We start from the raw sequence: 25,341 nt of genomic DNA, 5'->3' as shown, positions 1-25,341 counted from the left end.
CGCCCCGGGGCGCCGCGTCCGGTGCATCGATCAGATTGCGTATAGTGAGTTTCGCGACGGGGTCCGCCGGACGTGTATCGAAGTTCATCTCCAGGAAATTCCAGTAGAACGGCCCGGAAGCTGGTGTGAGATCGGGAGCGTGGTAGTCCGCATGGTACAACGCCGTAACCTCAAGCGGCCGGCCGTCGTAGTCGGTCATCTTGCGGCCAAACCCTTCTTTCGGATCACGACCGGAATTCCTTCCTATCGGGCCAAAGCTGCATTCACACACGTTGTGGTGCGTGTTGCGGATAATCGTGCCGTTATGCACATCGCCATACACGGTGACGACGCCGTCGCGTCCGCCCATCAGCTCGAGCACACGGTCGGCCCCGGCCATCACCCATCCCGCGTAGTCGGCCGTCACCCGGTCGTCCTGGTTAAATGCGAGCCCGGTCTCCGGGTCCTTTTCGGTGCCCGACCAGATCGTGTGCAGGCCATTGATGCCGGTGACGCAGATCAGGGGCGAAGCATCGGTACGTAGTTGCTCCTGGAGCCAGGCGAATTGTTCTTCGCCGAGCAGCGTCCGGGTCGGGTCGCTCCGATCATACAGATGATTCTTATCTCCCCAGCCGTTGTCGTCCCAGATGCGGGTGTCCTGGGAGGTGCGCCAGAGCCGAGCATCCATGATGAGGAGCGAAAAATCGCCGGCCGGCGAGCGCCACCGCCGCCACAGCCGTGGATTCTCCTCGGCATCCGGGTTCTCGTCGCCGCTCATGAGGTGGCGGACGATCTGGAAGTTACGCCGCATATACGCGGCGTCCTGCCCGAGGTCGTCGTGAAGCCGCACCAGACGTTGCTCCGGGCCCTTTACGTCGTCCATCCCGTAGTCATGGTCACCCGGGTTGACCACGTTCCAGTGCCGCATCATCTGCCACCGCGTCGTGGGGCCGGCGAGGGTGGTGGTGATGACTTTATACGCGTCGTCGGTGCTGGGCGGGGGAAACATGAGCTCGAGGTACCAGACGTCGTCCTCCCATACCATCACCTGGAAGTTGTAGTCCTCGAGGTGCAGGTACGCCTCGGGCGTGGGCTGGTCATGGACGAACCAGGCCTGGTATTTCTCGGCGCGCGGTAGATTGGGGCCGTTCCCGTGAATCGAATGGCAACTCAGGCCGCAGAGCCGGTACGGGGCGGTGAGTTGTGGCAGCCGGCCCACATACAGGCCGCTCGACGGGACCGTGCCGATGAACCCGGTGCCGGCGCCCACGCTGGCCGTGCCAATCCGGGGATCGGTCGTGAGGTTGACGTCGTTTCGCCAGACGGTGTAATACTGGGTACCCGTGGATGGATCAAAGGGGAGGACGACATCGATTACTGCTGTATGGCGTCGAAAGGCGTTACTGACGATGGGCGCCTCGCCGGCGGCAGGCAGGCTCTGCCACCCGCCAACGGGGGTATCGGTGTCCGCGATGCGGATGGCGGCGTGGCCCCCGTCGTTTCGGAACAGGGCGATAAATCGGCACCGCCAGATCCCGTCGGACACGCGCAGGGTGTCGAGCAGGGGGTAGCAGACGTGTAACTCGTTGAGCGGGGTGTCGAGTACTTCGTTCTCCCGGGGCGCAAGGGTGATCTTACCCAGCGAAACGTCCAGGCCGCCGCGTCCGACGATGCCGAAAAAGCCCTCCGTGTAGGCTTCGCGGTTGACATTGGGTAGCGATATGGACTGCCAGGTGTCGCCGTAGAATAACATGACATCGATGGCCGCGTACCTGGGATCGGTGCCGTCGACAAAGAGGAGGATCGAGCCGGTGTCGCCGGCGCGCGGGGCGCGGGTTGTGATTTCGGCCCGACTATCGACGGGCTTGAGCGTGTCGGACGTGTGGCTGTAGATCCCAAATCGACCGTCATCCGTCCAAACCGCCATCCAGGCCGCCGAGTCTCCGGCGCTGCCGGGCATCAGGCGGTCCAGGAATGAATCGCCCTCCTGACTCCCCGTCCAGCTTTCGCCGAGGCACTCGGAGCCGAAGGTGATGCCGAACAGGGCGTAACCGGGCCGGTCCTCCTGGTTCAGGGTGCCGCTGGCGTACGCCGGCAGGGCGTGGACGGTGAAGTCGATCTGGATGCTATAATTGCCGCGAAGCCACCAGTCGCGGCGCCAGATCATCCCATAGGGAAGCGAGCTGTCGTACGAGACCGGTATCTTGCCATCGCCGCGGGTACGCCAGTGCCAGGGGAAGGAGTCGGTCGGCCGGCGATCCCCGATATTCTCCAGACGCCGGCGCATCCGCTGATTTTCGAGGCGCCAGTAACCCGGGTTGACGGACTCCCATCCGTTGCCCAGGCCGAGTGCGTCGTCGCGGGAAAAATCATCGACGACAAGCGTGGGCCCACCGCCGGCCGCGAGCGGCGGCGGGGCTGACGTGTCGGAAGGGGTGCACGACGAGAGCAGCAGGCTGCCGCCGAGGCTCGTCGCTCCCAGAGTACCCACTTTCTGGAGGAATTGCCTGCGGGAAACAGACTCGGGTGCGTCCATCGAGGCGGAGCGATCAGGCGACGTGTCGTTCGCGGAGGGTGAGTTCATCCCGTGCGGCGTCGAGGTCGGAATCGACCATCTCGCGCACCATGTCTTCGAGTGTGCAGGTAGCCTCCCAGCCGAGTCGCTCTTTCGCCTTGGTCGGGTCACCCAGCAGCAAGTCCACCTCCGTCGGCCGGTAGTAGCGCGGGTCGACTTCAACAACCACCTCGCCCGTGTCGGTTCGATAGCCCTTTTCAGCTTCCTCGGCGCCTTTCCAAGCCACCTCGATGCCGACGGCGGCGAAGGCGGCGTTGCAGAAATCACGGACCGTCGTCGTGCGGCCGGTCGCGAGCACGTAGTCGTCCGGCTGGTCCTGCTGCAGCATCATCCACATGCCCTCCACATAATCGCGGGCATGGCCCCAGTCGCGTTTGGCGTCGAGGTTGCCCAGGTAGATTTCTTTCTGGAGGCCGAGTTTGATCCGGGCGACGGCGCGGGTGATCTTCCGAGTGACGAAGGTCTCGCCGCGGAGCGGGCTTTCGTGGTTGAACAGGATGCCGTTGCAGGCAAACATGTTATAGGCTTCCCGGTAGTTTACCGTGATCCAATATCCGTAGAGTTTGGCGGCGGCGTAGGGGCTACGCGGGTAAAACGGAGTCGTTTCGCTTTGAGGCACGGCCTGCACCTTGCCATACAGCTCACTGGTCGACGCCTGGTAGAAACGGGTCGTGTTCTGAAGCCCGAGGATGCGGATGGCTTCCAACAGGCGGAGTGTGCCGATGCCGTCTACGTTGGCTGTGTATTCGGGCGTCTCGAAACTCACCTGCACGTGGCTCTGAGCGGCGAGGTTGTAGATCTCGGTGGGCTGGACCTCCTGCACGATGCGGATCAGGTTCGTCGAGTCCGTGAGGTCGCCGTAATGAAGGAAAAAGCGGGCGTTGTCGATGTGCGGGTCGACATACAGGTGATCGATGCGCTGCGTATTAAAGGAGCTCGAGCGGCGCTTGATACCGTGTACCTCGTACCCTTTTTTGAGCAGCGATTCGGCCAGATAAGCGCCGTCCTGACCGGTGATGCCGGTGATCAAAGCACATTTCTTTTTCATGACACAGAAACGATGGATAGAAGGTGTAGAATCAGTTAGAACGCAGTTGTGCCTGTTCAGACGGGCAGATAGTGATCCTGAAACCACGCGTACGCGTGTTCGATTCCGTTTCGAAGCGAGGTGCCGGCCGTCCAGCCCAGCTTCGTCATCCGCGAGACGTCCATCAACTTACGCGGCGTGCCGTCCGGCTTGGACGCGTCGTATTCGATCGGGCTGTTGCTCCCGACAACGTCGCGCACGAGTTCGGCCAGTTCGCGAATCGAGAGGTCATAGCCGGCGCCGACGTTCAGGATGCCGTCCGGCGCCGTCTCATAGATAAGATCGGCCGGCTGCTCCATGGCAAAAACGGTGGCGTCCGCCATGTCGTCCACATAGAGGAATTCGCGGAGCGGCTTACCCGATCCCCAGATGGGAACGGCCGCGTCCGGCAGGCCGTTGACCCCCTTCGCTTCATGGAATTTGCGGATGAGCGCGGGGAGTACGTGGCTGGATTTGAGGTCGAAGTTGTCGTTCGGGCCGTACAGATTGGTCGGCATCATGCTGAAAAAGTCCGATCCATGCTGTTTCCTGTAGGCCTGGCATAACTTGATGCCGGCGATCTTCGCGATCGCATACCACTCGTTGGTCGGTTCCAGCGGGCCGGTGAGCAGGTATTCTTCCTTAAGCGGCTGCGGGGCCAGCTTGGGGTAGATGCACGAACTGCCGAGGAAGATCAGCCGCTTGACGCCGGCGCCAAACGCGGCCCGGATGATATTGGTCTCGATGACCAGATTGTCGCTGATAAAGTCGGCCGGGTAGGCGTTGTTCGCCAGAATCCCGCCCACTTTCGCCGCCGCGAGGATCACCACGTTCGGGTGTTCCTTTGCAAAAAAAGAGGCTACCTCCGCCTGCGAAAGGAGGTCGAGTTCCTGACGGGTGCGGGTGACGATATGATCGTAACCGCCGGCCGTGAGACGGCGGACGACGGCGGAGCCGACAAGCCCCCGATGGCCGGCGACGAAGATCCGGTCGTGCTTGGAAATCATGGCGGTTGACTTATCGGCTAAGCCGCTCGACGAGGAGAAGCGTGGACAGAATTGGGCTGATGATGGTGAATACGTCACGCCAGTTCATGCGCCGGCGTTGCTCGACATCGATCGTGAGGACATCGCCATCCTGCAGTAGGGGCGTTTCGGACGCGGTGTTCAGCATCTCCTCCATCGTGGACTCGAAGATCTGCGTGCGCGCGCCTCCCCGGTTCCGGAACAGACGCACGGTCGGCGTTTGACTCCAATCCGGGTTCGTCGCGAATACAGGACCTCCGGAAAGCGCCAGCAAGAAGCCCAGGTTCTCGCCTTCCTCGATGATGTAGACGCCTGGCGATTGAAGTTTGCCAAACGCGTACACCTGGATGGTCGCCGAGCCGGGTTCAACGTGATAAAAGTAGGATTGGATGTTGGTCTGTGTATCCTCTATCCGGCCGAAATTCTGCTGGGCCACGGCCGGCGTCAGGGAGCAAAAACCGACAAGCATGCACAACGCGAATGCGGTGGCATTCGCGTTGGCACGACGCGTACGTCTGTGCATGATTATTCTCTCGAGGATAGGAGTGAAACGACTGATCGTTGGGAGTTGCGCCCGCGATGCAGCGGCTAGCTGGCCACGTAACTGTTCGAACCGTAACTATATCCGTACGTGTTTCGATAGCCGTACATGCTACTCGGGTCGAATCGATTAAGCACTGTACCGATAACATTGGCGCCCACGCTTCTCAGTTCTTCGATGGACTGCTTGAGGGAGTCCATGTCCGTCCCGTCGGCCGAGGCGACGACGATGACGGCGTCGCACTGGCGCGAAAGGAGCACGGGGTCGACAGCGCCCAGGACGGGCGGGGTGTCGAAGATGACGATGTCGAACTCGCTGCGGAAACGCTCAACGAGGTCGATCATCTTGCGGGAGCCGAGCAGTTCAGCCGGCTGCGAGACCGGGATGCCCGTGATCACATATAGATTTTCAAACCCGGTGAAGAAGCGCTCGGAATCCCAGCGGCTTTCATCTTCTGAGAGCAGTTCGAGCAGGCTCGGCCCTTCGGGCAGGCCGAGTTTGTCGTGTAATGACGGGCGGCGGAGGTCCGCATCGACGACCAGCGTGCGCCGGCCGGCTTGCGCGGTTGTAAACGCGAGGTTGAGCGCCGTCGTACTCTTGCCGGCGCCGGCCTTCGGGCTCGTGATCATCAGGTTCTGGATGCCGCGGTCGTCGCGGCTGAACTGAAGCTTGATGTAGAGCCGGCGATACGCTTCGGCGATCGGGGAGATCGGTGCGATCAGGGCCACGAGGCCCGTGCTGATTTCGCGGCCCTCGAAGTCGATCTTGGCGCGTTTGCCAAACTCCTTCTTAATAAGCTGCCGCATGTCCGGCACGACGCCGATCATGTTGATGTCGCTCACCGTGAGATCGTCCGGTGTATAGACGCGGGTGTCCAGCTTCCGACGGGCCACCGCGGCGCCAATACCCAGCATCAGGCCCAGCATCAGACCCATGGCGAGGTTTACTGACTTGCGGGGCTTCAGCGGCGCTTCCGGCGCGACGGCGCTGCGAATGACCTTGGCGAAGCCGCGTTCGGACTGCTCGGCGATGCGAATCTGGCCCAGTTTCTGGGAAAGGATCGTGTAGAGCTCCTCGGCCGCCTTCTGCTGACGCTCCAACTTGGCGAGCTCGATCGAGGTGCCTGGAATCGTTTTAAGCTTGACGTCGTACTCGCGCAACCGTTGCTCGAGGCCGCGCACTCTCGCTTGCTGTCCGCTGATCGAGATCCGTTCGTCAGCGATTTTCCGTTTCAGATCGGCCAGATACGTCATGCTCAACCCTTCCTTCTTCGGGTCGATGCCGCCTGATCCAACGAGGTCGTCTACATATTCTTCGGACAGACTGCGGACGCGGGAGCGGAGCTGCGCGATCTGGGCCTGCATGTCCAGTACAGTGGGGTTGCCTTCCGGGTTGTCCCGAAGCTGCGGGTTTTTCTGGAAGATGAGATCCACCTGCATTTCCAGGTCGGCAATGCGTTCCTGGGCCTGCTCGAGCTCGCGCTCCACCGTCGAGGCGACACGGTTCGTGAGGCGGGGCTGCATGTCCATCAACTCCTGTTCGAGCGTCAGCAACTGGGATTCGCCCATGCTCCGCTCGATCCGGGCGTCCTCGAGCATGGCCTGCATCGTCGCGATCTGGGCGACGGTGTACTTGGCCTGGTCGTCCAGGGCGGTGGCGCCTTCGCGGCTCATATAGTTGGCGAGGCGGGTCTCCAACTCGTCGAGCTCGATTTTCTTCTCGGCGAACTGCTGTTCGAGGAAGATCCGCTGGGCGGTCAGGCGTTCGCGGCTCATGTCCTCGGTAAGGTGGACATATTCTTCCGCGTACATATTCGCGATCAGGGCCGCTTCTTCGGCCGAGCTGCTACTGGCGCTGATGATGAGTGCATCCGCGCTACCCTCACTATCGGCCGGCTTGATGCCCAGGTATTCCTCCTGGAGCAACTGAGCCAGGTGGCTGATCGAGGTGCTCTGTTCGAGAATCGCGAGCGGGGCGCCCGAAACCGGGAGCGTACGCATCTCGACGAGCCGGTCCGCCGTGCGGCGAGCGATTTCCGTGGATTGCTGGAGCAAGAGGCGCTGCGTGTCGAGTTTGGACTGGTCGATCACGCCGCCTTTCAAAAAGTCGGGCGCCAGCTTCTCCTCGTTCGTGCCCGCCTTCGTGTCCACCAACAGGAGCGTGCTGGCCTGGAAGACCGGCACCATCGTGAACGTGAAGATGGTGACGGCTATGAACACTAACGCCGTAATGCCGATGATATACCACTTACCCAGGCGTAAAATTTCCAGCGCCTCGTGTAAGGCCGTTTTCGAGTCCGGCTCCTTGCGGCCGTACATCGGGCCCATGAAGCGGGGATCGGGGGGGCCCATCTGCTGCGCGGGAAGGTTCTGATAGTATCCGCGGCTTACGGGGTACGAGTTGTTGTCCATAGTTCTTTATTTAATCATTTCGAACGGACGACAGAATGTGGCCGGCGTGCTGCCCCGTTACCCGTTTCTGTCGACGCCAACTACTCGTCACATAAGCGACGCGTCACAGAAACAATATCGGTCCCGGAGCAGGCTCACACGCAGGTGGTCATCCGTCGGACGTCCTGAGCTGATGGCAATGTGCGGGGAGTGTTCGCTGGGAGTGTTCGCTGGGCGAATTCGCTGGGTGAATTCGTAGAAGAACTGAGAACGGGGGGATGGGTCGCCCAAAACCGGCGCTTGGCCGGTCTCAGACTGGCATGCAGGTATGACGTAACCCTCGTTGTTCAGGTTCCAGTGGGGTGGGGCAACTCCTTGAAAAAAGTCCATTTACAAAAACAAATTATCGACCCCAAAGACGATTTGCTTTAATGGGCGATCTGGCACGATTATTAATCGAGGAAGTGAGTCCCGAAAGTGGACTCGAAATCGTTCGGTCTTTCCGCGCCCTTGGAGGGCTGCGACGAACAGGTGATCGAACGATGAACATATGGTGACATTCGTGTACGTCGTACGCTCGACGGCCAGGTCCCGGCCGCAAGCGTGCTCCCCCCGGCAGACGTGCGAATGCGACGATGTCCCCCGGTATCGTCGTTCAGGAGAAAGGCAACATACTCTGGCTCGCGGCTTACGTGCCGGCTCGTTCATCGCGCCGTACGCCGCCTCATCACAGGGGTCCATCCCCGCACGTTATGGCGCAAACCACCAAACTCTTTTCCCTCCAGGCGCTGATGCCCGATGGGCTTCAGCCGGAAAAAGCGAACGACGAACAGATCGAGCAGTACGTCCGCTTTACTGCGGCGCTCGACGAGGCCGCGCAAGACGCCGTTGGCCGCTCCATCGAGCGCCACTACGATGCGGCCGCCGTCGAGCGTTTTTACCGCGATTTCTACGACATATACGATGCGCTCGATGAGGAGACGCCGGCGCACGTACAGGCCTTCGCCGATTCGCTTTTTCGCGAATAATTGCACGCCGCCCATCGGCCAGAGGATATCGATTCGCATTTCATTTGGCGATGAAGGGCCAGGAATGTACTTTGGCGCCGACTCATGCTCCGGGCGGTGGCGTAGTGGGGTGTGAAACCCCGGCGCCTCGGCCCGGAGTCTGCCGGCCAGGCAGACCCCCCAGGCCGTGCCATCCCCCCTGATGTTCCTCGTCTGTCGCTTGTGTTATGGGTAGCCTGGATCTGGTCATATTGGTCGGTCTTGTCATCGGACTGGCGCGTGGCTTTTCTACGGGAGGCATCCGCCAGCTATTCAGTCTGGCTGGCATTGTCTTCGCGTTTGTCTTTGCCGCCCAGCTGATGCAATCTGTCGGAGATCGCCTGGCCGGCAACGCCGGCATCTCCCCGGGGCTCGCGCCCATCGTGGGGTTCATCGCTATCTTCCTGGTTGTACAGGTGGCTGCTTATGCGGTCTCACGGCTACTCGAGACGTTCCTCAAGGCGCTCAAACTGGGCATCGTGAACCGAGTGATCGGCGGCGCGATCGGGGGCTTCAAGGCCATGCTGGTGCTCAGTCTTACATTTTTTGCCTTCGGCTTCGTGGGCATTCCCGCTCCCGCCACCCGGGATGCGTCGCTCTTTTATCATACCGTCACCGCCATATTACCCAGCACCTGGAATTACATCTCCGAGCGGCTCCCCATGCTCAACCGGATCGATGGCCGCGGCGACGCCGTGGCTCCGGGAGCGATGGAGGCCCCACGGCCGGCGACGCCCAACTGACGCGCGTCGATTCTCGAAGACCCCATGGTACCTGTCGAGCTACGCCTCAGCAATTTTCTCAGCTACGGCGCTGAAACGCAGTGCCTGGATTTCCAGTCATTCCACGTAGCCTGCCTCTCGGGCCGGAATGGCCAGGGGAAGTCGGCCCTTCTGGATGCGATGACCTGGGCGCTCTGGGGCGAGGCCCGCAAGTCGAGCGGCAGCCATAAACCCGACGAAGAGCTGCTCCGAATCGGCGCCCATCGGATGCGTGTCGAACTCGTCTTTGATGTCGAAGGTGTCCGCTACCGTGTCCTACGCGGCTATGCCCGCTCTGCCTCCGGTAAGACGAGCAAGCCGGAACTCGAACTCCACCTTCTGGGCGAAGGAGGCGAGCACGATCAGGGCAAGCCCCTCACCCGCGCCTCGATCCGTGAAACACAGGAAGTCCTCGATCAACTGCTGGGGTTGGATTACTCAACCTTCATCAACTCGGCTTTTTTGCTTCAGGGACGCTCCGACGAGTTCACCAAGAAACGTCCGAACGAACGAAAGGATATCCTCGCCCGCATTCTAAATCTGGATACGTACGAACGCCTCTCGCTGGCGGCGCGGGATCAGGAGCGGGTGTATTCGGACCAGTGTGATCGCGAAAGCCAGACGGTTTCGCGTTTATCCCGCGCCATGGAGGAAGAAGCCGGCTGCCGGCAGGATCAAGAGGAGCTGCTGGCGCAGATCGACGAGGGGATGACCCTGCTCTCCGCCGCCACGGCTGCCGAGGCCGAAAGTGCGCGCCGGCTGGACGAATACGAACACCGGGTGCGAGAAAGCGCATCCCTCCGCGAAGCCCTCGAGCGTCTTGTCCATGAGGAAACCCATCTCGTTCAAAACGCCGCCGGCCTCGATCGTCAGCTCGCTGAAGCTGATGCACTCCTGCTACGTGCGAACGAGATCGAGACGGCTCATCAGCACCTTCAGACCCTCCAGCACGAGTTTGAGGCGCTCTACGAAAAACGCGAACACCATCGGGCGGAGGAAAGAAAGGTCGATCAACTGTCTGCCAAGTTACGCGACGCCACGGGCGCGTTGGAGATGACGCTTCACGCGCTCGATGTCGAGCGGAAACGCCTCCAGGACAGCCGGCACGAGATGACCGAGCAACTCGGCGAGCGCAGCGCCCTCGACACGCGCATCGCGGAGGCGCGGCTCGCGTCCTCAACGCTCGATCAACGGCTGGCCGATACGGAGCGTCGCAGCCGGCTGCAGACGGATATTCACCGACTCGAACAGGCGCTCGTCGGCCTCCGCGAGGCCCTCATCGGGGAGCAACGGCAGCTGGCCAGGCAGTTCGCGCAGCGAAAAACCCTCGAGCTCGAGCGCCAGGTATGGATGACTACCCGGGCGCGACTCGCGAAAGAACTGGCCGCCAAAGCGGCCGTCGATGCTGCCCTCGAAGCCCTTGCGACGGAGGGCCAGACCCAGAACGAGGCGCTCACCCAGAAAAAAGGAACAATAGAGGCGTTGGAGGCGGAAATCGCCCGCCTCACGGCTCGGCTCAACGCCCTCGAGGCGGCCGAGGAAGGGGAGTGCCCCACGTGTGGTCAGCCCCTCACTGCCAGCCATCGAGAAACGGCGACCGCGCGTTATCTGCGGGATAAAACGGCCCTCGAAACCGAGTCCGAGGAAGCCGGCCGATGGGTGACGCAGCAACAGGACAGGATCGAGGCGACCCGGGCGCGCTATCGGCAGGTTCGCCAGCAACAGATGGCGCTGACGGCGGTTGCCGAGCGCTTCGCCGGTGTGGAGGCCGAGGGAAAGAGCCTGACGCAACGCATGGAGGAGTTCGATCCTATTGAAGATCGCCTTGTAGAGGTAGCGCGCACCGTTGAGCGCCATGCGTTCGGCGAAGCCGAACGACATGCACTCGACCAGTTGCTGGAGGAACGTGACGCCATCGTCGTGGACGAGAAAGCCCTGAATGAGGCACGCGCACACCGTGTGCGCCTCCAGCAATTCGAGGAGCGCAGGCGCTTCCTGGATCAACTTGAACGCCGATACGAGGAAGCGGGGCGGCAGATCGTCGAGGCTGAAGAAAAACAACGGGCTGCCCGGCAGGACCTGGAGCCAGGTGGTCGTCTGGCCCTACAGCGCGCCGCTATTGAGCTCTTGCAAGGCAACCTCGAGGCTATCGGATTCGACCCGATGCGGTTTGACCGGGTGCAACAGGAGATAAAGACGCTCGCGCCGGCGGCCCAGGGATACCGCGATCTCGAGGCCGCGCGTACGCAACGGCCGGCCTGGGACGAGCAGCGGAGTCGGCTCGGTAACCGTCTGACCCGAATCCAGGAAGAACGGGCCTTACTGGTCGATCGGCTCGAAATGGTACGTGCGAAGGAAGGCGATAAAGTGGCCTTGCAGCGCGATGCCGTCGAAAAACGTCGGCATCGGGAAGGAGTAGCCCTACGTCTCCGCGAACTCGATGTCCGTCGCGGGGAATTAAACGCTCGGCTCGAGCAATTCGGACGCGATCGCGAAGCACTCGAACGGGCGAAAGCCGGCCTGCAGGAGGCCGAGCGGGAGCGCGGGCTCTATCGGCACTTACGCACGGTATTCGGAAAAAATGGCATTCCGTCGCTCATCATAGAAGAAACTCTCCCAGAAATTGAGCGGCGCGCCAACGAACTACTGGACCGTCTCTCCGACGGTCGGATGCACGTCCGGCTCGAGACGCTCAAGGACAAAAAGACCGGGGGGACCCGTGAAACGCTCGACATCATCATCACCGACGAACATGGCGCGGCGCGGCCCTACGAGACGTTTTCGGGGGGTGAGGCGTTCCGCGTCAACTTTGCGTTGCGCATCGCGTTATCCCAACTGCTTGCCGAGCGAAAAGGCGTACGCATTCGTACCCTGGGGATCGACGAGGGCTTTGGAACGCAGGACGAGCAGGGCATCGAGAGTATGATCGACGCGATTCAGACGATCAAGGACGATTTCGACAAGATCCTGGTGATCACACATCTGGATCGGCTGAAGGAGGCCTTCCCCGTCAGGATCGAGGTCGAAAAACACCCCGTGCTGGGGTCGCAGTTTCAGGTACTGGGCGTCTGATCGGCCGGCTAGAATACGAAACGGAACTGCCCACCGAAGCCGTCCTGCTGGAGGTTGTTGGTGCCGATGTTCGCGTCCTCGACGGTATACATGAGGTGGATGGATACGGTCGGTGTGAGTCGCCCACCAACCGCGCCGGAAAGGCGATAAAACTGGGGCCGGCCTCCACCAAGCATCGTGCGATAAGAAAACAGCGCCTGGATGGAAATGCGCTCCCAGAGCATGACATGTAGGTCCCCCGCATACCCCAGTTCATAACTGCGCCGGCGCGCGAGGATTTCCGGTCCGAGTCCGTCGTACAGAAAGGAGCCGATTTTGACCGTCGTCAGGCCGGCAGAGCCGATGGCGCGCAGGGAGAAGAAAAACCGCGAGGACCTGATGAGCAGGGACGGCCCGAGACGCAGGTTGACCCACCGGAAGTCCGTGTCCATCCACCCCGTCCGGTTAAAATCAAACAACGTGAGCCCGATGCTGAGTGGTGTACGCACGAGGTCCATCTCGATCAGCCCCGCGCGCCAGCGGAAGTCGAAGGTCTTCAGGTCTACAGAACGTACGCCGGCGGCGAGGAGAAGGGTCTCCACGCGCCCGCTGCTCCCCGCGCCAGGATCCAGTTCGTCGGGCGAAGCCAGCCGGGTATACAACAAATCGGCATGGTAGGACCCGGACAGGGGAAGAAAATAAAAGCGTGGTGCGAACTCTATGGCCGGCAGATCGATGGGGAATAGGGTAGTCTGTGCCCGCGCCGGCGACGACAGCACCAGCAGCCATGCGAGGGCCGGCACGACATATCGGATGATCACGCCTTTACTCAGGGGGTTCATCGCGGGATCGAGAAGCCGCGCGCGCACCATGGAGACGCATGAGTACCACGCCGCCGATGGCCATCGCGCCGCCAACAAGTTGGATTCTGGTAATGGGTTCATCCAGAAAAATAGCCCCGGTCGCGAGCGCGACAATGGGCACCAGATTACCGAAGAGTGCGGTGTAGTTCGCGCCGGCATGTTTCACCGATACGTTCCAGACGACAACGGCCAGACCTGTCGATAGGGCGCCTGAATAAAGGATCGAGAGCCAAATGCCCGGTGTTACATCTGCCCACAAAATCGAGCCGAGGTGAGGTGCTCCCAGCAGCAATAGGAAGGGCATCGCGACGAGCAAACCCACAAACGATAACTCAAGCGGGGGGATGTAACGAATGGTGGGGCGCGCAAGCGCCGTATACGTTCCCCACATCATACTGGCGCCCAGAATCAATACGTTTCCGGCTAACGTCTCGTTGCCGAAAGAGATCCGATCATGCCCTGCGAAGACGATGAGGGCGGTGCCGCCAAGTGATGCGGCGAGGCCGAGGATCGTGATACGACTGGTCGATTCATAGCCCCGGAGGTGGCCCACCAACACCGTCCACGCCGGCGCGCTGGCCATGATCAACGCGGCCGTGCCGGCGGTAGTCCGCGCGATGCCCAGGATAAAAAACCACTGGTAAAGCAGCGTGCCGATGAGCCCCAGCACGACGATGCGCAGGGCATGCCGCCTGAACAACTCCCAAATCCCGACACGGCCCCCACCGCTCCTGGACCACACGATTGCGCCCATGGTCAAGGTGGAAATCAAAAAACGAAATACATTCAACGCGAAGGGATGCATGACGGTGACGGCATGCTTCAGAATCGGGAAGTTGATCCCCCAGACCAGGACGACGACCAGCAGAGCAAGGTCGTGTGTGGGGCGGGGGCTCGCTCGATCGAGGGACACAGGCGTAGGCGAGATAGGGTAGAGAGATAAGTCAATCTTCTGAGAAAAAGGATAACGCAAGCATTGGAATATAGATGGGGGAGTGTACTTTAGCCTGTTTAGATTCGTACTTTGCGATAAATTCCCATGTCGTAGAAGGCGTATATCGTATGGCAGCCGGCATCAGAAAACTCTACTACTCCATAGGCGAGGTGAGCAAACTCACCGGTCTGGAGCAGCATGTGCTGCGCTACTGGGAAACCGAGTTTCCGGAGCTGAAACCGCAGAAGAATAGAGCAGGCCGGCGGATTTATACGGAGGCCGATGTCGCGTTCATCCAGCGGATACGGCGCCTCTTGAGGGAGGAGAAATACACGATCGAAGGCGCCCGGAAGGCCCTCGCGCAGGAAGAACATACGCCTGATCACAAAGAGGCGTTTCGCAAGGAACTTTTAGCACTTCGGGAGTTTCTCTACGACCTCAAAAAACGGCTTTGAAAACGCGGGGCAAGGTGGGCTCGGGACGCGACGAAGCGTATTCCCCACAAACGTCGCGTATGTTTGCAGAGAAGTACCGGTTTCGGGACGTGGCGCAGCCCGGTAGCGCACTTGCATGGGGTGCAAGGGGTCGCGAGTTCGAATCTCGCCGTCCCGACGAAACCATCGAATGGTCTGAAATCGTTTGGTCACAAAAAGGGCCTCCGGACACCCCTCGGAGGCCTTTTTTCGTGTGGTCGTGGTGGTTGATAAGAACGGTGTGGATCCGTATCATTGACGGGCGTTAGAATACGAGCGAGGCCCGCGCTCCGGGGCTTCGAGCTGCGGTGATCCTCTACGAAACGCTACCCCCTATGGTCGGCACTCCCATTCCCCCCACCGTACAGACGTTTCTGGACGATCTGATCGCCGTTCGTGAGGATCGCGGAATGACGCGTGAAGCCCTTCAACAGGCGACCAAAATCAACCTCAGTCTGATCGAACAATTTGAGCATACGGCGTTGTTCGATCACCCCTTATTTAATCAGGTTTACCAGCGTGCCATTCTGAGGAGTTATGCCCGGACGATCCGGGTCGATGAGGCGTTGCTGTTTCAGTCGTTTGAAGCGGCGATCGCCGGGGTATATCGGCGAGAATTGGCTGTCGCCCTGCTCGGCCTGCCTCCGTTGCCCGAGCCCAGGCAGCCGGTGGTTCTCGATGCATCCACGGAGGCGGAAATAGCGTCGGAAATAGCGTCGGAAATAGCGTCGGATCTGGAATCAGCGCACGGGTCACCTACCGTATCGCGGCGGGGTAGATCTTCACCTTCTCGAAGTGTACCTGAAAAGGCCGGCAGCCGGAGTAGCCCTCTCGTTCGTCCACAGGTACTCGCCCCGGCATCCGGCTTCGAACGGGGCGTCAGGCAGGCCGCCCAAGCCATTCACGCCGGCTTCCAGTCGCTCCTCCAGACACTATTCCGCACGAGCGGCGTCCGGGGAATGGTGCAGTGGGGCGGCACTCTCGCAGCCATTGTAATCGGCCTTACGCTGCTTATCCAGTTCATTCAGCGCCCTTCCCGGGGGGACGGCGGGACGAATGGGGCGGCCATGCCGGAAGCGGCGGCCCGGACGGATTCTGCCGGCGAGTTCGCTGAGCCCACGCCTCCGCCGCCGGCCCTGGTAAGGCTCAGCGATAGCCTATCGTTGATGGTCGTGGCTCAGTGGAATAAGCTCGATCCTTTTCGGGTGCAGGTTGATCGGGATCTGCGGCGACCGTACTGGCTCGACCAGGGGGATACGCTCCAGTTTGCGTTCGCAAACCGGATCACGGTTGAGGATCGTCTCGAGGACATGACGGTGTTGCTGGAAGGTCATCCGTATCCGCTTGTGCCGGCGGATACTTCGGGTCGGGTCGTCATCAACCGGGATTCGGTGCTCGTATTCCTCGCCGAGCGCCGCGACACTCGCCCCTGAGGGTCACATGATCCTTTCGAACATCACCGGGTACTCGTATGGCGATAGCTGAGGAGGCGAAGCGGCTCATTGCGCGATTTGAAACGGTCGAGGAATACGAGCGGCTTGGCACCCTGTCGCACCAGGAAGCCGCGGAACTCGTTCATACCCTTGCGCCGGCTGTCAGCTTCCTCGCGTACTCCTATTATGTGCAGGATGACCCTGCCGCCACGGATGCCGACTACGACCGCCTCTTTCGCGCGCTTCAGACCATTGAGGCGCGCTTTCCCGACCTCCAAGCGGAGGACTCACCCACACAGCGGGTAGGCGGTGCGCCGCTCAGTCAGTTTGAAAAAGTCCGCCATCCGGTCCCGCTCCTTTCGCTCGGCAATGCGTTCGACGAGGGCGAACTGCGCGCCTGGTATTCGCGGTGCCAGAAAGGCCTGGAGGCTACATTCGGTGAGACGATGACGCCCGCAGTGGTCGTTGAACTGAAGATCGACGGTTTGGCCCTGGCGGTGACGTATGCCGCTGGCCGGCTGGTTGTGGGCGCCACTCGCGGCAATGGAGTGGAGGGTGAAAACATAACCCCGCATGTACGCACCATCGAGGACATACCCCTCTCCATCCCGGTCGCCGGGCGCATATGGGAGGGGGCTCTACCGGACCGGCTTGAAGTGAGGGGGGAGGCTTATTTGCCGACGAGTGCATTCGATGCCTTGAATGAACGACTCATTGCGGCCGGGGGCAAGCCGTTCGCCAATCCTCGTAATGCCGCGGCCGGCAGCCTGCGCGTGCTCGATCCCCGTATTACCGCCTCCCGCCCCCTTCATTTTTACACCTACGGGATTGGTCCCACTGTCGGCGTCCCACCGCCCGCCTCACAATGGGAAGGGCTCCAGTGGTTGGCCGGCCTCGGCTTTCCCGTCAATCCCTACGCCAGGCGCCTGTCCGGAATCGATGAGGCCGTCGCCCTCTGTGCGCAATGGACCGAACAGCGGGACACGCTCGACTACGAGATCGACGGCATCGTCGTCAAGATCGACGATCACTCCTACCAAAGGGTACTCGGTTATGTGTCCAGCGCACCACGGTGGGCGATTGCCTACAAATTTGCGGCGCGAGAGGCAACGACGCGGCTACTGGGTATAGGCATCAGCGTGGGGCGAACCGGCGCGCTGAAGCCAGAGGCCATTCTTGAGCCGGTCGGCATTGGGGGCGTCACGGTTTCGCGGGCCACGTTGCATAATGAAGACTATATCCGGGGGCGCGATATTCGCATCGGCGACACAGTGCTCGTGAAGCGCGCCGGCGACGTCATTCCTCAGGTTGTGGGCCCTATGGAGGCCATGCGGGATGGAACCGAGCGACTGTTTATATTTCCGAGCGAATGTCCGGCGTGCCATTCGCCCGTCGTGCGCCTGGACGGTGAGGCCGACTGGTACTGCGTGGCCACGGACTGCCCGGCGCAGTTCATACGCCTCATCGAGCATTATGCGAGCCGGGGCGCCATGGATATCGAAGGCCTGGGCGCGAAAATGGCCGTGTTGCTCGGGGAGGAGGGGCTGGTGCGGACGCTGGCGGACATCTATCGGTTGACGCTCGAGGCGTTGTTGCGACTGGAAGGCTTTGCCGAGAAACGCGCGCAGAACCTGCTCGACGGCATCGAGACGTCGCGCCATCGTCCGATGGCGCGTCTACTTTTTGGGCTGGGCATCCGGCATGTGGGAAAGACTACGGCGGAATTGCTGGTGAGTCGGATTCGCTCCGTGGAGGACATGGCGCGGCTGTCGGGGGAGGAGTTGCTGGCTATCGAAGGTATCGGTCCCGTCATCGCCGAGAGCATCGTCGACTGGTTCATGGTGGACAAAAATCGGCAGCTGATTACCGAACTAGGCGCGCTGGGTGTGAACCTGTCCCGGTTGCCGGAGGAGGAGCCGGCGCACGACCCGGAGGGCGCGGCGTTCGGGAGGACGTTTGTGCTTACCGGCGCCCTGCCCGGCATGGGGCGGGCGGAAGCGCAGGGGCTCATCAAGGCGGCCGGCGGGAAGGTGGCCTCAAGCGTGAGTAAAAAAACCGACTTTGTCGTCGCGGGCGAATCGTCGGGCGCCAAGTACGACGCCGCCGTCAAGCTCGGCATCCCCATACTGGACCAGGTTGGCCTGCTGGCCTTGCTCAATCCCCGATCCTAGCGCCCATCCATGATGTTTGCCTTCACCCAACCGGCCGGCCCATGCTGACCCCGCTAGATTATACCGTTATTGCAATATACCTTGTGGGTGTGCTCGGGATAGGCGCCTGGATCGGGGGGAGGCAGACGAGCCGGACCGACTATTTCCTGGGCAGCCGCTCGTTGCCGTGGTGGGCCGTCTGTTTTTCGATTGTGGCGACGGAGACCAGCACCCTTACCGTGATCGGAGTGCCGGCGGTGGCTTATGCCGGCACGATGACATTCCTCCAACTTACCCTGGGATATCTCATTGGCCGGATCGCCGTGAGTGTGATCATGTTGCCCCGGTACGCCAGCGGCGAATTTGTCACTGCGTATGCTTTCCTGGGGGAGCGCTTCGGTCGGCAGACCCAGGCTGTAGCCTCGGTCACGTTTCTGTGCACCCGGTTGCTGGCCGATGGGGTACGCCTCTTCGCGACCGCAATCCCCATTAAGCTGATCGCGGATGCTTCGGGCGTTTCGCTCTCCTACTTCGAAATCACGCTCTCAATTGGTCTTTTTACCATCTTTTACACCATCATCGGGGGCATCAAGGCCGTAATCTGGATCGATGTGATTCAGATGGGGGTGTACCTGGGCGGCGCCTTCGTGGCGTTACTCGTATTGCTACAGGAGGCTCCGGCGGACTGGTTTGCGCGGGCGGCAGACGCCGGCAAGCTCCAGATCTTGAATCTGGAGGTGGGCCGGCCGTTTGCCTACTGGGTGACCGAACAATACGCCTTCGTGACGGCAGTTATAGGTGGCGCCATTTTTTCCATGGCATCCCATGGCAGCGATCAGCTCATCGTCCAGCGCCTGTTAGCCTGCCGGTCGCTGGAGGATAGTCGCAAGGCCCTGATTGGTAGCGGCCTGGTCGTGATGGTGCAGTTCACGCTTTTCCTGCTGGTCGGCGTGCTGCTCTGGGCCTATTACGATGGGGCATCGCCGGCCGAACTGGGGCTGACCCGGGCCGATGAGGTCTTCCCCCGGTTTATCATCGAAGGTCTGCCGCCCGGGGTGTCGGGTCTCATCCTGGCCGGCATCGTGGCGGCCGCCATGAGCACCCTGTCCTCGTCGCTCAACGCCCTGGCTTCGTCGTCCATGATGGACCTGTACGAGCGGTTTTCGGGCAAACGACTTGATGACGATCAAGCGCTGCGTATGGCGCGCTTCTTCACCCTCATCTGGGGCATTATCTTCGTCGGCTTCGCCGGCCTGTTTGAAGAGCGAACAGATCCGGTCGTCGAACTCGGCCTGGCCGTGGCGTCGTTTACGTACGGCGGCATGCTCGGGTTATTCGCGCTGGGGCTGCTTCAACGGAAAGCGGTTCAGGCGGACGCGATCGCCGCGTTTGTGGTCACGGTCGGTTTGATGATTGCGATTGTTGGCGGTGTGCGGTACGATCCGGCTGGCGGGTGGTTGATGCTGTGGTTTAAAGAGGCGCCGGCAACAGGCCTACGGGAAATTGCGTGGCCCTGGTACACGTCAATAGGTGTAGCGCTCATGCTGGTTTTTGGATCATTGCGCGCCATCTGGCATACCCTACAGTCTTCCATGCGCACATAACCGGGAACGCAAACCCAAAAACATGCAACGCCACGATGGGGTGGATTAAAAACGTCTTCAAGAGCCGGCCCAGAATTCGCCCCGTTGGCGAACGGCTTGAACGTGGCCGGCTCGAGGATCCCCGCCTTCAGCAGCGCAACCTCATCGTCAAGGGAAGTATATTCCTCGGCCTCGTGGCGCTGACCTATCTCGCCTTTCCCCGGGGTGATTTTTATCACTATACCCTCGCGGAGGGCGACTTCTGGCGGCTGGAGACGTTGGTAGCGCCGTTTGATTTTGCGATCGCCAAAGATCCTGAGGTTATCGAGAGCGAGCGCCGGAACGTACGATTCACGACCCCCCCGTATTTCGAGGAAGTCCTCGATGCCTCCGCACGGATGGCGGTCAAGCGAGACACCGTCGTCCTGCACCTCGATCGCGTGTTTGCGGCCTATGCGCGGTTTAAACTCGGTCAGCGCGCCGGCGGAGTCGAGATGGCTGTGCCGGACTCGATGGCCTATCTGGAGGTGCGACGTAACGCGAGGGTCAAACTTACCCCGAACCAGTGGCAGTTGCTCGTGCAATCCTACGCCGAGCGGCATCCGGATCTCGCCGAAAGGCGGGCGCGCGGCAACCGGCTGGACGATTTGCTCGTTCGCAAGGCGTGGAGTGTAGGCGCCCAGTTGTTGTCTATCGGCATCCTCGATGTGCCCATCGACAGCGTGTATACGGATGAAATCTATATCCGCGACGAGGCGGAGTCGGTGGTCCGAACCAAACGAAAAGAGAGTCTGTTTGGTCTGAATGAGGCGTTTCTGCTGGTACGCGACGAGTTCTCAAAGCAATACCCCAACAATCCCGACTATGTGGGTGTGGGGGAGGCACTTTTTATCGCCATGTTCCAGCACTCCCTCACCTACCTGCGCGCGGAGACGATGCGGGAGTGGCAGCGCAAGGAGCAGCGGATCTCGCCCACGCGCGGCATGGTGGAAGCCGGCAGCATCATCGTGGAAAACGGCGAAAAGGTGACGCGGGAGATCAAGCGCCGGCTCACATCGCTCGAACGCGCCCAGCAGGAACGGATGGGCCGGAAGCTGCCCTGGAAACTGGCGTTGGGCCAGCTCTTCCTTGCGCTTGCGACCCATCTCCTGTTCTTCCTCTATCTCTATTCGCTGCGACGGCAAATTTACGATGACAACCGAAAGGTGCTCCTCATCGCCCTGCTGTTCGCCGGGATCATCGGTTCGTACGCGATCGCGATCCGATACCCGCTCTTCGGGATGTACGCCGTCCCCGTCGCCGTGGCGCCTGTGATGCTCACCGTCATGTTCGATTCTCGCGTGGCGCTCTTCGGGCTTTTGACGCTGGCGCTGGTCGGCGGCCACCTGTTAGGGTATGACTTTGAGTTTACGTTCGCGACGATATTTGCCTGTAATCTGGCCGTCTTCAGTGTGCGTGACATCAAAAACCGGGGACAGATCTTCCTGAGCGCCGGCATGGTTTTCCTCGGCTACGGCCTGGTGCTCGGAGCGACGTGGCTCATGTATGACACCCCGCCGGGATTGTTCGGGGAGGAGATGATCCGCGTGGGCATCAACTCGCTCATGTTGATCGTCTCGCTGCCGCTCCTCTGGATCTTCGAACGGGCATTCGACATCACGACGGATCTGACGCTACTCGAGTTATCGGACACGAACCGGCCCCTGCTCAAGGAATTAAGCACGCGTGCACCGGGGACATTTAGTCATAGCCTGCAGGTCGCCAACCTGGCCGAGACGGCCGCCGACGCGATTGGCGCCAATGCGTTGCTGGCGCGGGTCGGCGCGTTGTACCATGATATCGGGAAGATGCCGAAGGCGGAGTATTTTGTAGAGAATCAGCGGAAGAACGAAAACCCGCACGATCAAATCAAACCGCGCATGAGCGCGCTGATCATCGCCAGCCATGTGAAGGAGGGCCTCGAGATCGGCCGGCAACACAACCTCCCCATCCGCGTGTTGGATTTTATCCCGATGCACCATGGGACCACGCTGATCGAGTATTTCTATCGAAAAGCAGAAGAACACAGCCTGTTGGAATCCGTTCAGGAAGGCGAGTTTCGGTATCCTGGCCCCCGACCGCAGTCGCGCGAAACCGGCATACTTATGCTGGCCGACTCGGTTGAGGCCGCCAGCCGAAGCCTCTCGGAACCGACTCATAAACGGCTCGAGTCCCTCATCGACACCATTTTTCGGGCCCGCATGACAGACGGGCAACTCGATGAGACCGATCTTACGTTTAGTGATCTGACGATCATCAAAGAGACTTTTCTCTCGCTGCTGGTGGGCATGCACCACGCGCGCGTGAAGTATCCAGACCAGATCGAAGCCGAAGAGCGCGAGCGCGTCGCTGCCGCGTTCGAAGAGCATATTTCCGGAAGGTCGATCGAATGACAGGACTACCCATCAGGAAGGGAGCATCTCTTTGATCGCGTCGATCGAGTCGCGTGCGATATACCAGCCGATTGGCGAGAGGAGATGCTGAATGTCGTGGCGAACCTGGAGCAGCCGGCGCCGGCTTTTTGGTGTGTATACCAGAACGTCGAACTGGCCGGTGAGCTGCGATATATGGCGCGCGCCCTGTTCAATGGATGCCCCGAGTATCTGTCCTTCAAAGCCGGTCTGGTGTTGGATCTCCTTCATGAGATGCGGAATCGTTTCAGCATAATAACTAACCACGCCGAGCGTCTCGTGAGCACGCAGGCGCGCGACCCGGTCGAGTGTTTCGGGTGTCAGGTAGATTGTGGCGCCGATTACGTCGCTTTGCGGAAGCCGGTCCATGGCTTCGCGAAGCAGCGTATGCGGCGTGATCGCGTACTCGGTGTCCAACTCCCGGCTCAGCGCTCGCAACGAGACGGCTTCGACGGGCACTTGGAGGGTATGCGAAACGACCTCCGCACAGGCTTCCGCCATTTCGGTGTATGTGGCGACAAACAGCACCCGCGGCCGCTCGCTAGCCTTCTCGAGTACCGAAAACTGCTCGGCAAGCAAGTACTCGACTTCCGATTCCTCGAGTCCCAACCCCAGCAACTGTTGGAGTGCATCGTGTACGATCGAGGCCCCCTTTTCCATCCGTTCCTCCGTATTCGGTGCGACCCGTTCGAGGACGCGAAAGCCGCTTCCCTGAACAGCTTCGAGCAGCCCCTCCTCGGACAGATCTTGATAGGCTTTGCGAACGGTGTGAAAAGAGATCGTGAGCTGGGCGGCCAGGACGCGTGTCGAAGGCATACGCGAGTCAATCGGAAACGCACCCGTTGCGAGGGCGTAGCGTAGTTGCTCCTTCAGCTGCTCGAGGACCTGTTTTTTTGACGATCTGTCGATCGAAATCATACTAGTTGATATGCCGTCGATACGATAGAGTGAATGATTCCGTTGATTCGGTTGTGAGGAACGGCCGAAAGAGCGTTAGCCTTCTTACCCCTGAGGGATAGTACAAAGAGAATGATGTACCCAAGATACACGCTTCTGGTGGGATTGTGCCTGGGACTCCTGTGTTCGGCCTGTCAAGCGCAGGTGGTACCACCCCCGCAGCTCGATCGGGCGCCTGAACCCGCCGGCGCCCTGGTCACCCGATTTGTCGCTCAAACCCCCTGGCATGCTTCCCCGATTGTGGAGATAGACAGCCTGCGGCGGGTAATCAGTCCACAGGGGCGGCTCGTATGGGTTGACCAACGCGCCGGCGCCGATACGGGAGCCTGTACCGAAGAGGCACCCTGCCGTACGATCGCCTTCGCCCTGCAGTGGGCCGGTGCAGGGGATGCGGTGCTCGTCCGTGCCGGCGTGTATCGTGAATCGGTGCTGTTTCAAAAAGGAGGAACTGCCGACAGGCCGATCACGCTGGCGGCCTACCCCGGAGAAGCGGTCGTCGTGAGCGGCGCCGAAGTGGCGCAAGACGGTTGGATGGCCTCGGAGAACGACTGGGAACGTGCGTGGACGGCGTCGCTTCCGATGCATCGGTCCAAAAACCGTCCACAGGATGTATTCCGCCCCGAGTTGATCGTGGTGGATGGATTGCCGTTGCGGGCGGTTTACGCCCGGGAGAACCTGCGGCCAGGGGCGTTCTGGGTCGATGGTGAACCGGAAGCCCCCCGCCGGATAGTGACCCGTTTTCGGGAGTCCCGCCGGCCCGATAGCCTGTCGATCGAAACCGGATTACGGCCGATGTTGCTCACCGGGGCGGACTCGGCGGTTCACCATGTCCGTATCATCGGAATGATCTTCCTGCATGCGCCAAATTCCGGGAAAAACGGCTGTTTCCAGTCGGTAGGTAGCCGGTGGCAGGTGGAGCAGAACCTGGTTGCATGGTGTAACGGGCTGGGGATCATGGTTGGAGGGCACCAGCAAACGTTCAGGGGCAACTGGTCCATGTACAACGGTCAGATGGGATGGAGCAGCCGGACGAGCCACTCTCTGCTGGAAGACAACCGGAGTGTGGGCAACAACTGGAAGGGGTATGACGCGCGCTGGGAGGCCGGCGGCGGCAAGTTTGTCGAGACCACCTACACGACGATCCGGAGGCACTACGCCGCCTACAACCTGGGCCCGGGAATCTGGCTCGATATCAACAATACAAACAACATCGTGGAGGAGTCATTGGTGGTAGGGAATACAAAAGCTGGCATCATGGTCGAGTTCAAATCTACCGATAATGTCGTGCGCAACAACGTGGTGTATGGTACCCGACTTCTGGACGGCACCGGAAGCGGCATTCAGATCCAGGCGGCAAGCAACAACAGGATCGAGCATAACACCGTTTATTCCAACGAAGGGGACGGCATCCGATATAAACACGGCGATGGTAGAGCGGCCTCAGGAGGAACGGTGTTTTATCGCAATCTGCTCATCAACAACGGCATCGGACCATCGCGAGCACAGGAGATCCGTGTGGAGGGCACCCCACCGCTCGACAACCCGGATACCTATACCGAGAACGTGTATGGGCGGCGAGGGAACGAGGATGCGATTTTTTTCGTCGCTGAGATGCCCAGTAACGACCTCGACACCTGGATGCGGTTCTCGAATTCAACCACCGATCGGATTCAGCCCCACCCCCGGCGTGTCCTCGCCGATGTACAGCGCCCGGAGGGCTGGGGCGTGGCGGGGGAGTTCGATCTCACTGCGTTCGGCGTACAGGCGGCGGCTGTCGGGCCGGCTCGTTGAGCATGGCCGCTAAAAAATCAGCCGGCCTCGAAGACGGGGCCGGCTGAAGGAAATTCAAACCTGGTGTTCGGGTCGGCGATCAGCCGTGATCCTCATCCGACCGTTTGGTCTTGTCGATCAGTTCCCGTAGCGTTTTGAGGTCGTCCTCCAGAATTCCATCCCACGTGAGGTCCGTCTCGGGCTCCATCATGGGCTCGGGTGGCTTGAGGCTCGGCGTATAGGAAGCCTGGGCACGCTCCGTGAAGCGTTCTTGCACGCGCTCCTGATACGTAT

The 25,341-nt window shown here is 60.8% G+C and carries 18 protein-coding genes and 1 tRNA gene; 10 read left to right on the top strand and 9 right to left on the bottom strand.

Going from position 1 to position 25,341, the window contains the following annotated elements:
- The 5 genes from SH809_02890 to SH809_02870 all read right to left on the bottom strand — a co-directional run.
- On the bottom strand, positions 1 to 2,563 hold a 2,563-nt coding region (locus SH809_02890; GenBank protein ID MDZ4698629.1), incomplete at its 3' end, for an alkaline phosphatase D family protein.
- Positions 2,529 to 3,602: a GDP-mannose 4,6-dehydratase gene (gmd, locus tag SH809_02885; protein MDZ4698628.1), complete on the bottom strand. Its 1,074-nt coding sequence runs from the start codon at positions 3,600 to 3,602 to the stop codon at positions 2,529 to 2,531. The genes gmd and SH809_02890, both read right to left, overlap by 35 nt.
- Before the next feature lie 56 nt (positions 3,603 to 3,658).
- Positions 3,659 to 4,627 carry a GDP-L-fucose synthase gene (locus SH809_02880; protein MDZ4698627.1) on the bottom strand — a complete coding sequence of 323 codons (969 nt, stop codon included), beginning with the start codon at positions 4,625 to 4,627 and terminating at the stop codon, positions 3,659 to 3,661.
- 10 nt (positions 4,628 to 4,637) lie between these two features.
- The gene (locus SH809_02875) at positions 4,638 to 5,168 is read right to left on the bottom strand and encodes a hypothetical protein (GenBank protein MDZ4698626.1); all 531 of its coding nucleotides are present in this window, start codon (positions 5,166 to 5,168) and stop codon (positions 4,638 to 4,640) included.
- Between the two features lie 65 nt (positions 5,169 to 5,233).
- A complete protein-coding gene (locus tag SH809_02870; GenBank protein ID MDZ4698625.1) occupies positions 5,234 to 7,597 on the bottom strand; it encodes a polysaccharide biosynthesis tyrosine autokinase in 2,364 nt (787 codons plus the stop codon).
- Positions 7,598 to 8,328: 731 nt separating this feature from the next.
- Between SH809_02870 and SH809_02865 the strand changes: the two genes are divergently transcribed.
- The 3 genes from SH809_02865 (at position 8,329) to SH809_02855 (ending at position 12,455) form a co-directional block, all read left to right on the top strand.
- A complete protein-coding gene (locus SH809_02865) occupies positions 8,329 to 8,604 on the top strand; it encodes a hypothetical protein (GenBank protein MDZ4698624.1) in 276 nt (91 codons plus the stop codon).
- A gap of 206 nt (positions 8,605 to 8,810) precedes the next feature.
- A complete protein-coding gene (locus SH809_02860; protein MDZ4698623.1) occupies positions 8,811 to 9,365 on the top strand; it encodes a CvpA family protein in 555 nt (184 codons plus the stop codon).
- A 24-nt stretch (positions 9,366 to 9,389) separates the two neighbouring features.
- Positions 9,390 to 12,455 (top strand): SMC family ATPase, encoded by a 3,066-nt coding sequence (locus SH809_02855; protein ID MDZ4698622.1) that lies wholly within the window; start codon positions 9,390 to 9,392, stop codon positions 12,453 to 12,455.
- Positions 12,456 to 12,463: 8 nt separating this feature from the next.
- Here SH809_02855 and SH809_02850 read toward each other — a convergent pair whose 3' ends face one another.
- Positions 12,464 to 13,276, bottom strand: coding sequence for a hypothetical protein (locus SH809_02850; protein ID MDZ4698621.1), 813 nt, complete (start codon positions 13,274 to 13,276; stop codon positions 12,464 to 12,466).
- Entirely contained in the window at positions 13,260 to 14,210 is a 951-nt protein-coding gene (locus tag SH809_02845) for a DMT family transporter (protein MDZ4698620.1), read from the bottom strand. Before SH809_02845 ends, SH809_02850 begins: the two co-directional genes overlap by 17 nt.
- 149 nt (positions 14,211 to 14,359) lie before the next feature.
- Here SH809_02845 and SH809_02840 point away from each other — a divergent pair, with 149 nt between their 5' ends.
- The 6 genes from SH809_02840 to SH809_02815 all read left to right on the top strand — a co-directional run bounded on the left by SH809_02840 (position 14,360) and on the right by SH809_02815 (position 22,302).
- Positions 14,360 to 14,686, top strand: coding sequence for a MerR family transcriptional regulator (locus tag SH809_02840; GenBank protein MDZ4698619.1), 327 nt, complete (start codon positions 14,360 to 14,362; stop codon positions 14,684 to 14,686).
- 83 nt (positions 14,687 to 14,769) lie between these two features.
- A tRNA-Pro gene (locus SH809_02835) sits at positions 14,770 to 14,843 on the top strand.
- A 196-nt stretch (positions 14,844 to 15,039) separates the two neighbouring features.
- Positions 15,040 to 16,137 (top strand): helix-turn-helix domain-containing protein, encoded by a 1,098-nt coding sequence (locus tag SH809_02830; protein ID MDZ4698618.1) that lies wholly within the window; start codon positions 15,040 to 15,042, stop codon positions 16,135 to 16,137.
- A gap of 38 nt (positions 16,138 to 16,175) precedes the next feature.
- The gene (gene ligA / locus SH809_02825; protein MDZ4698617.1) at positions 16,176 to 18,308 is read left to right on the top strand and encodes an NAD-dependent DNA ligase LigA; all 2,133 of its coding nucleotides are present in this window, start codon (positions 16,176 to 16,178) and stop codon (positions 18,306 to 18,308) included.
- A gap of 41 nt (positions 18,309 to 18,349) precedes the next feature.
- Entirely contained in the window at positions 18,350 to 19,891 is a 1,542-nt protein-coding gene (locus tag SH809_02820) for a sodium:solute symporter (GenBank protein ID MDZ4698616.1), read from the top strand.
- A 35-nt stretch (positions 19,892 to 19,926) separates the two neighbouring features.
- Positions 19,927 to 22,302 carry an HDIG domain-containing protein gene (locus SH809_02815; GenBank protein MDZ4698615.1) on the top strand — a complete coding sequence of 792 codons (2,376 nt, stop codon included), beginning with the start codon at positions 19,927 to 19,929 and terminating at the stop codon, positions 22,300 to 22,302.
- Positions 22,303 to 22,314: 12 nt separating this feature from the next.
- Here SH809_02815 and SH809_02810 read toward each other — a convergent pair whose 3' ends face one another.
- Complete coding sequence (locus SH809_02810) at positions 22,315 to 23,238, bottom strand: GntR family transcriptional regulator (protein ID MDZ4698614.1); 924 nt, start codon at positions 23,236 to 23,238, stop codon at positions 22,315 to 22,317.
- Positions 23,239 to 23,421: 183 nt separating this feature from the next.
- Here SH809_02810 and SH809_02805 point away from each other — a divergent pair, with 183 nt between their 5' ends.
- A complete protein-coding gene (locus SH809_02805; GenBank protein ID MDZ4698613.1) occupies positions 23,422 to 25,068 on the top strand; it encodes a right-handed parallel beta-helix repeat-containing protein in 1,647 nt (548 codons plus the stop codon).
- Between the two features lie 79 nt (positions 25,069 to 25,147).
- Here the strand turns inward: SH809_02805 and SH809_02800 are convergent.
- On the bottom strand, positions 25,148 to 25,341 hold a 194-nt coding region (locus SH809_02800), incomplete at its 5' end, for a hypothetical protein (protein MDZ4698612.1).

Source organism: Rhodothermales bacterium, from assembly GCA_034439735.1.
GTDB lineage: Bacteria > Bacteroidota > Rhodothermia > Rhodothermales > JAHQVL01 > JAWKNW01.
Note: the sequence above shows the minus strand (reverse complement) of the source record. Positions and strands in the feature narration are given on the sequence as shown.

Excerpts from the sequence above, each read along its gene's own strand:
- gmd (MDZ4698628.1), bottom strand. The coding sequence starts at position 3,602 with ATGAAAAAGAAATGTGCTTTGATCACCGGCATCACCGGTCAGGACGGC.
- SH809_02880 (MDZ4698627.1), bottom strand. The coding sequence starts at position 4,627 with ATGATTTCCAAGCACGACCGGATCTTCGTCGCCGGCCATCGGGGGCTT.
- SH809_02875 (MDZ4698626.1), bottom strand. The coding sequence starts at position 5,168 with ATGCACAGACGTACGCGTCGTGCCAACGCGAATGCCACCGCATTCGCG.
- SH809_02870 (MDZ4698625.1), bottom strand. The coding sequence starts at position 7,597 with ATGGACAACAACTCGTACCCCGTAAGCCGCGGATACTATCAGAACCTT.
- SH809_02865 (MDZ4698624.1), top strand. The coding sequence starts at position 8,329 with ATGGCGCAAACCACCAAACTCTTTTCCCTCCAGGCGCTGATGCCCGAT.
- SH809_02860 (MDZ4698623.1), top strand. The coding sequence starts at position 8,811 with ATGGGTAGCCTGGATCTGGTCATATTGGTCGGTCTTGTCATCGGACTG.
- SH809_02855 (MDZ4698622.1), top strand. The coding sequence starts at position 9,390 with ATGGTACCTGTCGAGCTACGCCTCAGCAATTTTCTCAGCTACGGCGCT.
- SH809_02850 (MDZ4698621.1), bottom strand. The coding sequence starts at position 13,276 with ATGAACCCCCTGAGTAAAGGCGTGATCATCCGATATGTCGTGCCGGCC.
- SH809_02840 (MDZ4698619.1), top strand. The coding sequence starts at position 14,360 with ATGGCAGCCGGCATCAGAAAACTCTACTACTCCATAGGCGAGGTGAGC.
- SH809_02830 (MDZ4698618.1), top strand. The coding sequence starts at position 15,040 with ATGGTCGGCACTCCCATTCCCCCCACCGTACAGACGTTTCTGGACGAT.
- ligA (MDZ4698617.1), top strand. The coding sequence starts at position 16,176 with ATGGCGATAGCTGAGGAGGCGAAGCGGCTCATTGCGCGATTTGAAACG.
- SH809_02820 (MDZ4698616.1), top strand. The coding sequence starts at position 18,350 with ATGCTGACCCCGCTAGATTATACCGTTATTGCAATATACCTTGTGGGT.
- SH809_02815 (MDZ4698615.1), top strand. The coding sequence starts at position 19,927 with ATGGGGTGGATTAAAAACGTCTTCAAGAGCCGGCCCAGAATTCGCCCC.
- SH809_02810 (MDZ4698614.1), bottom strand. The coding sequence starts at position 23,238 with ATGATTTCGATCGACAGATCGTCAAAAAAACAGGTCCTCGAGCAGCTG.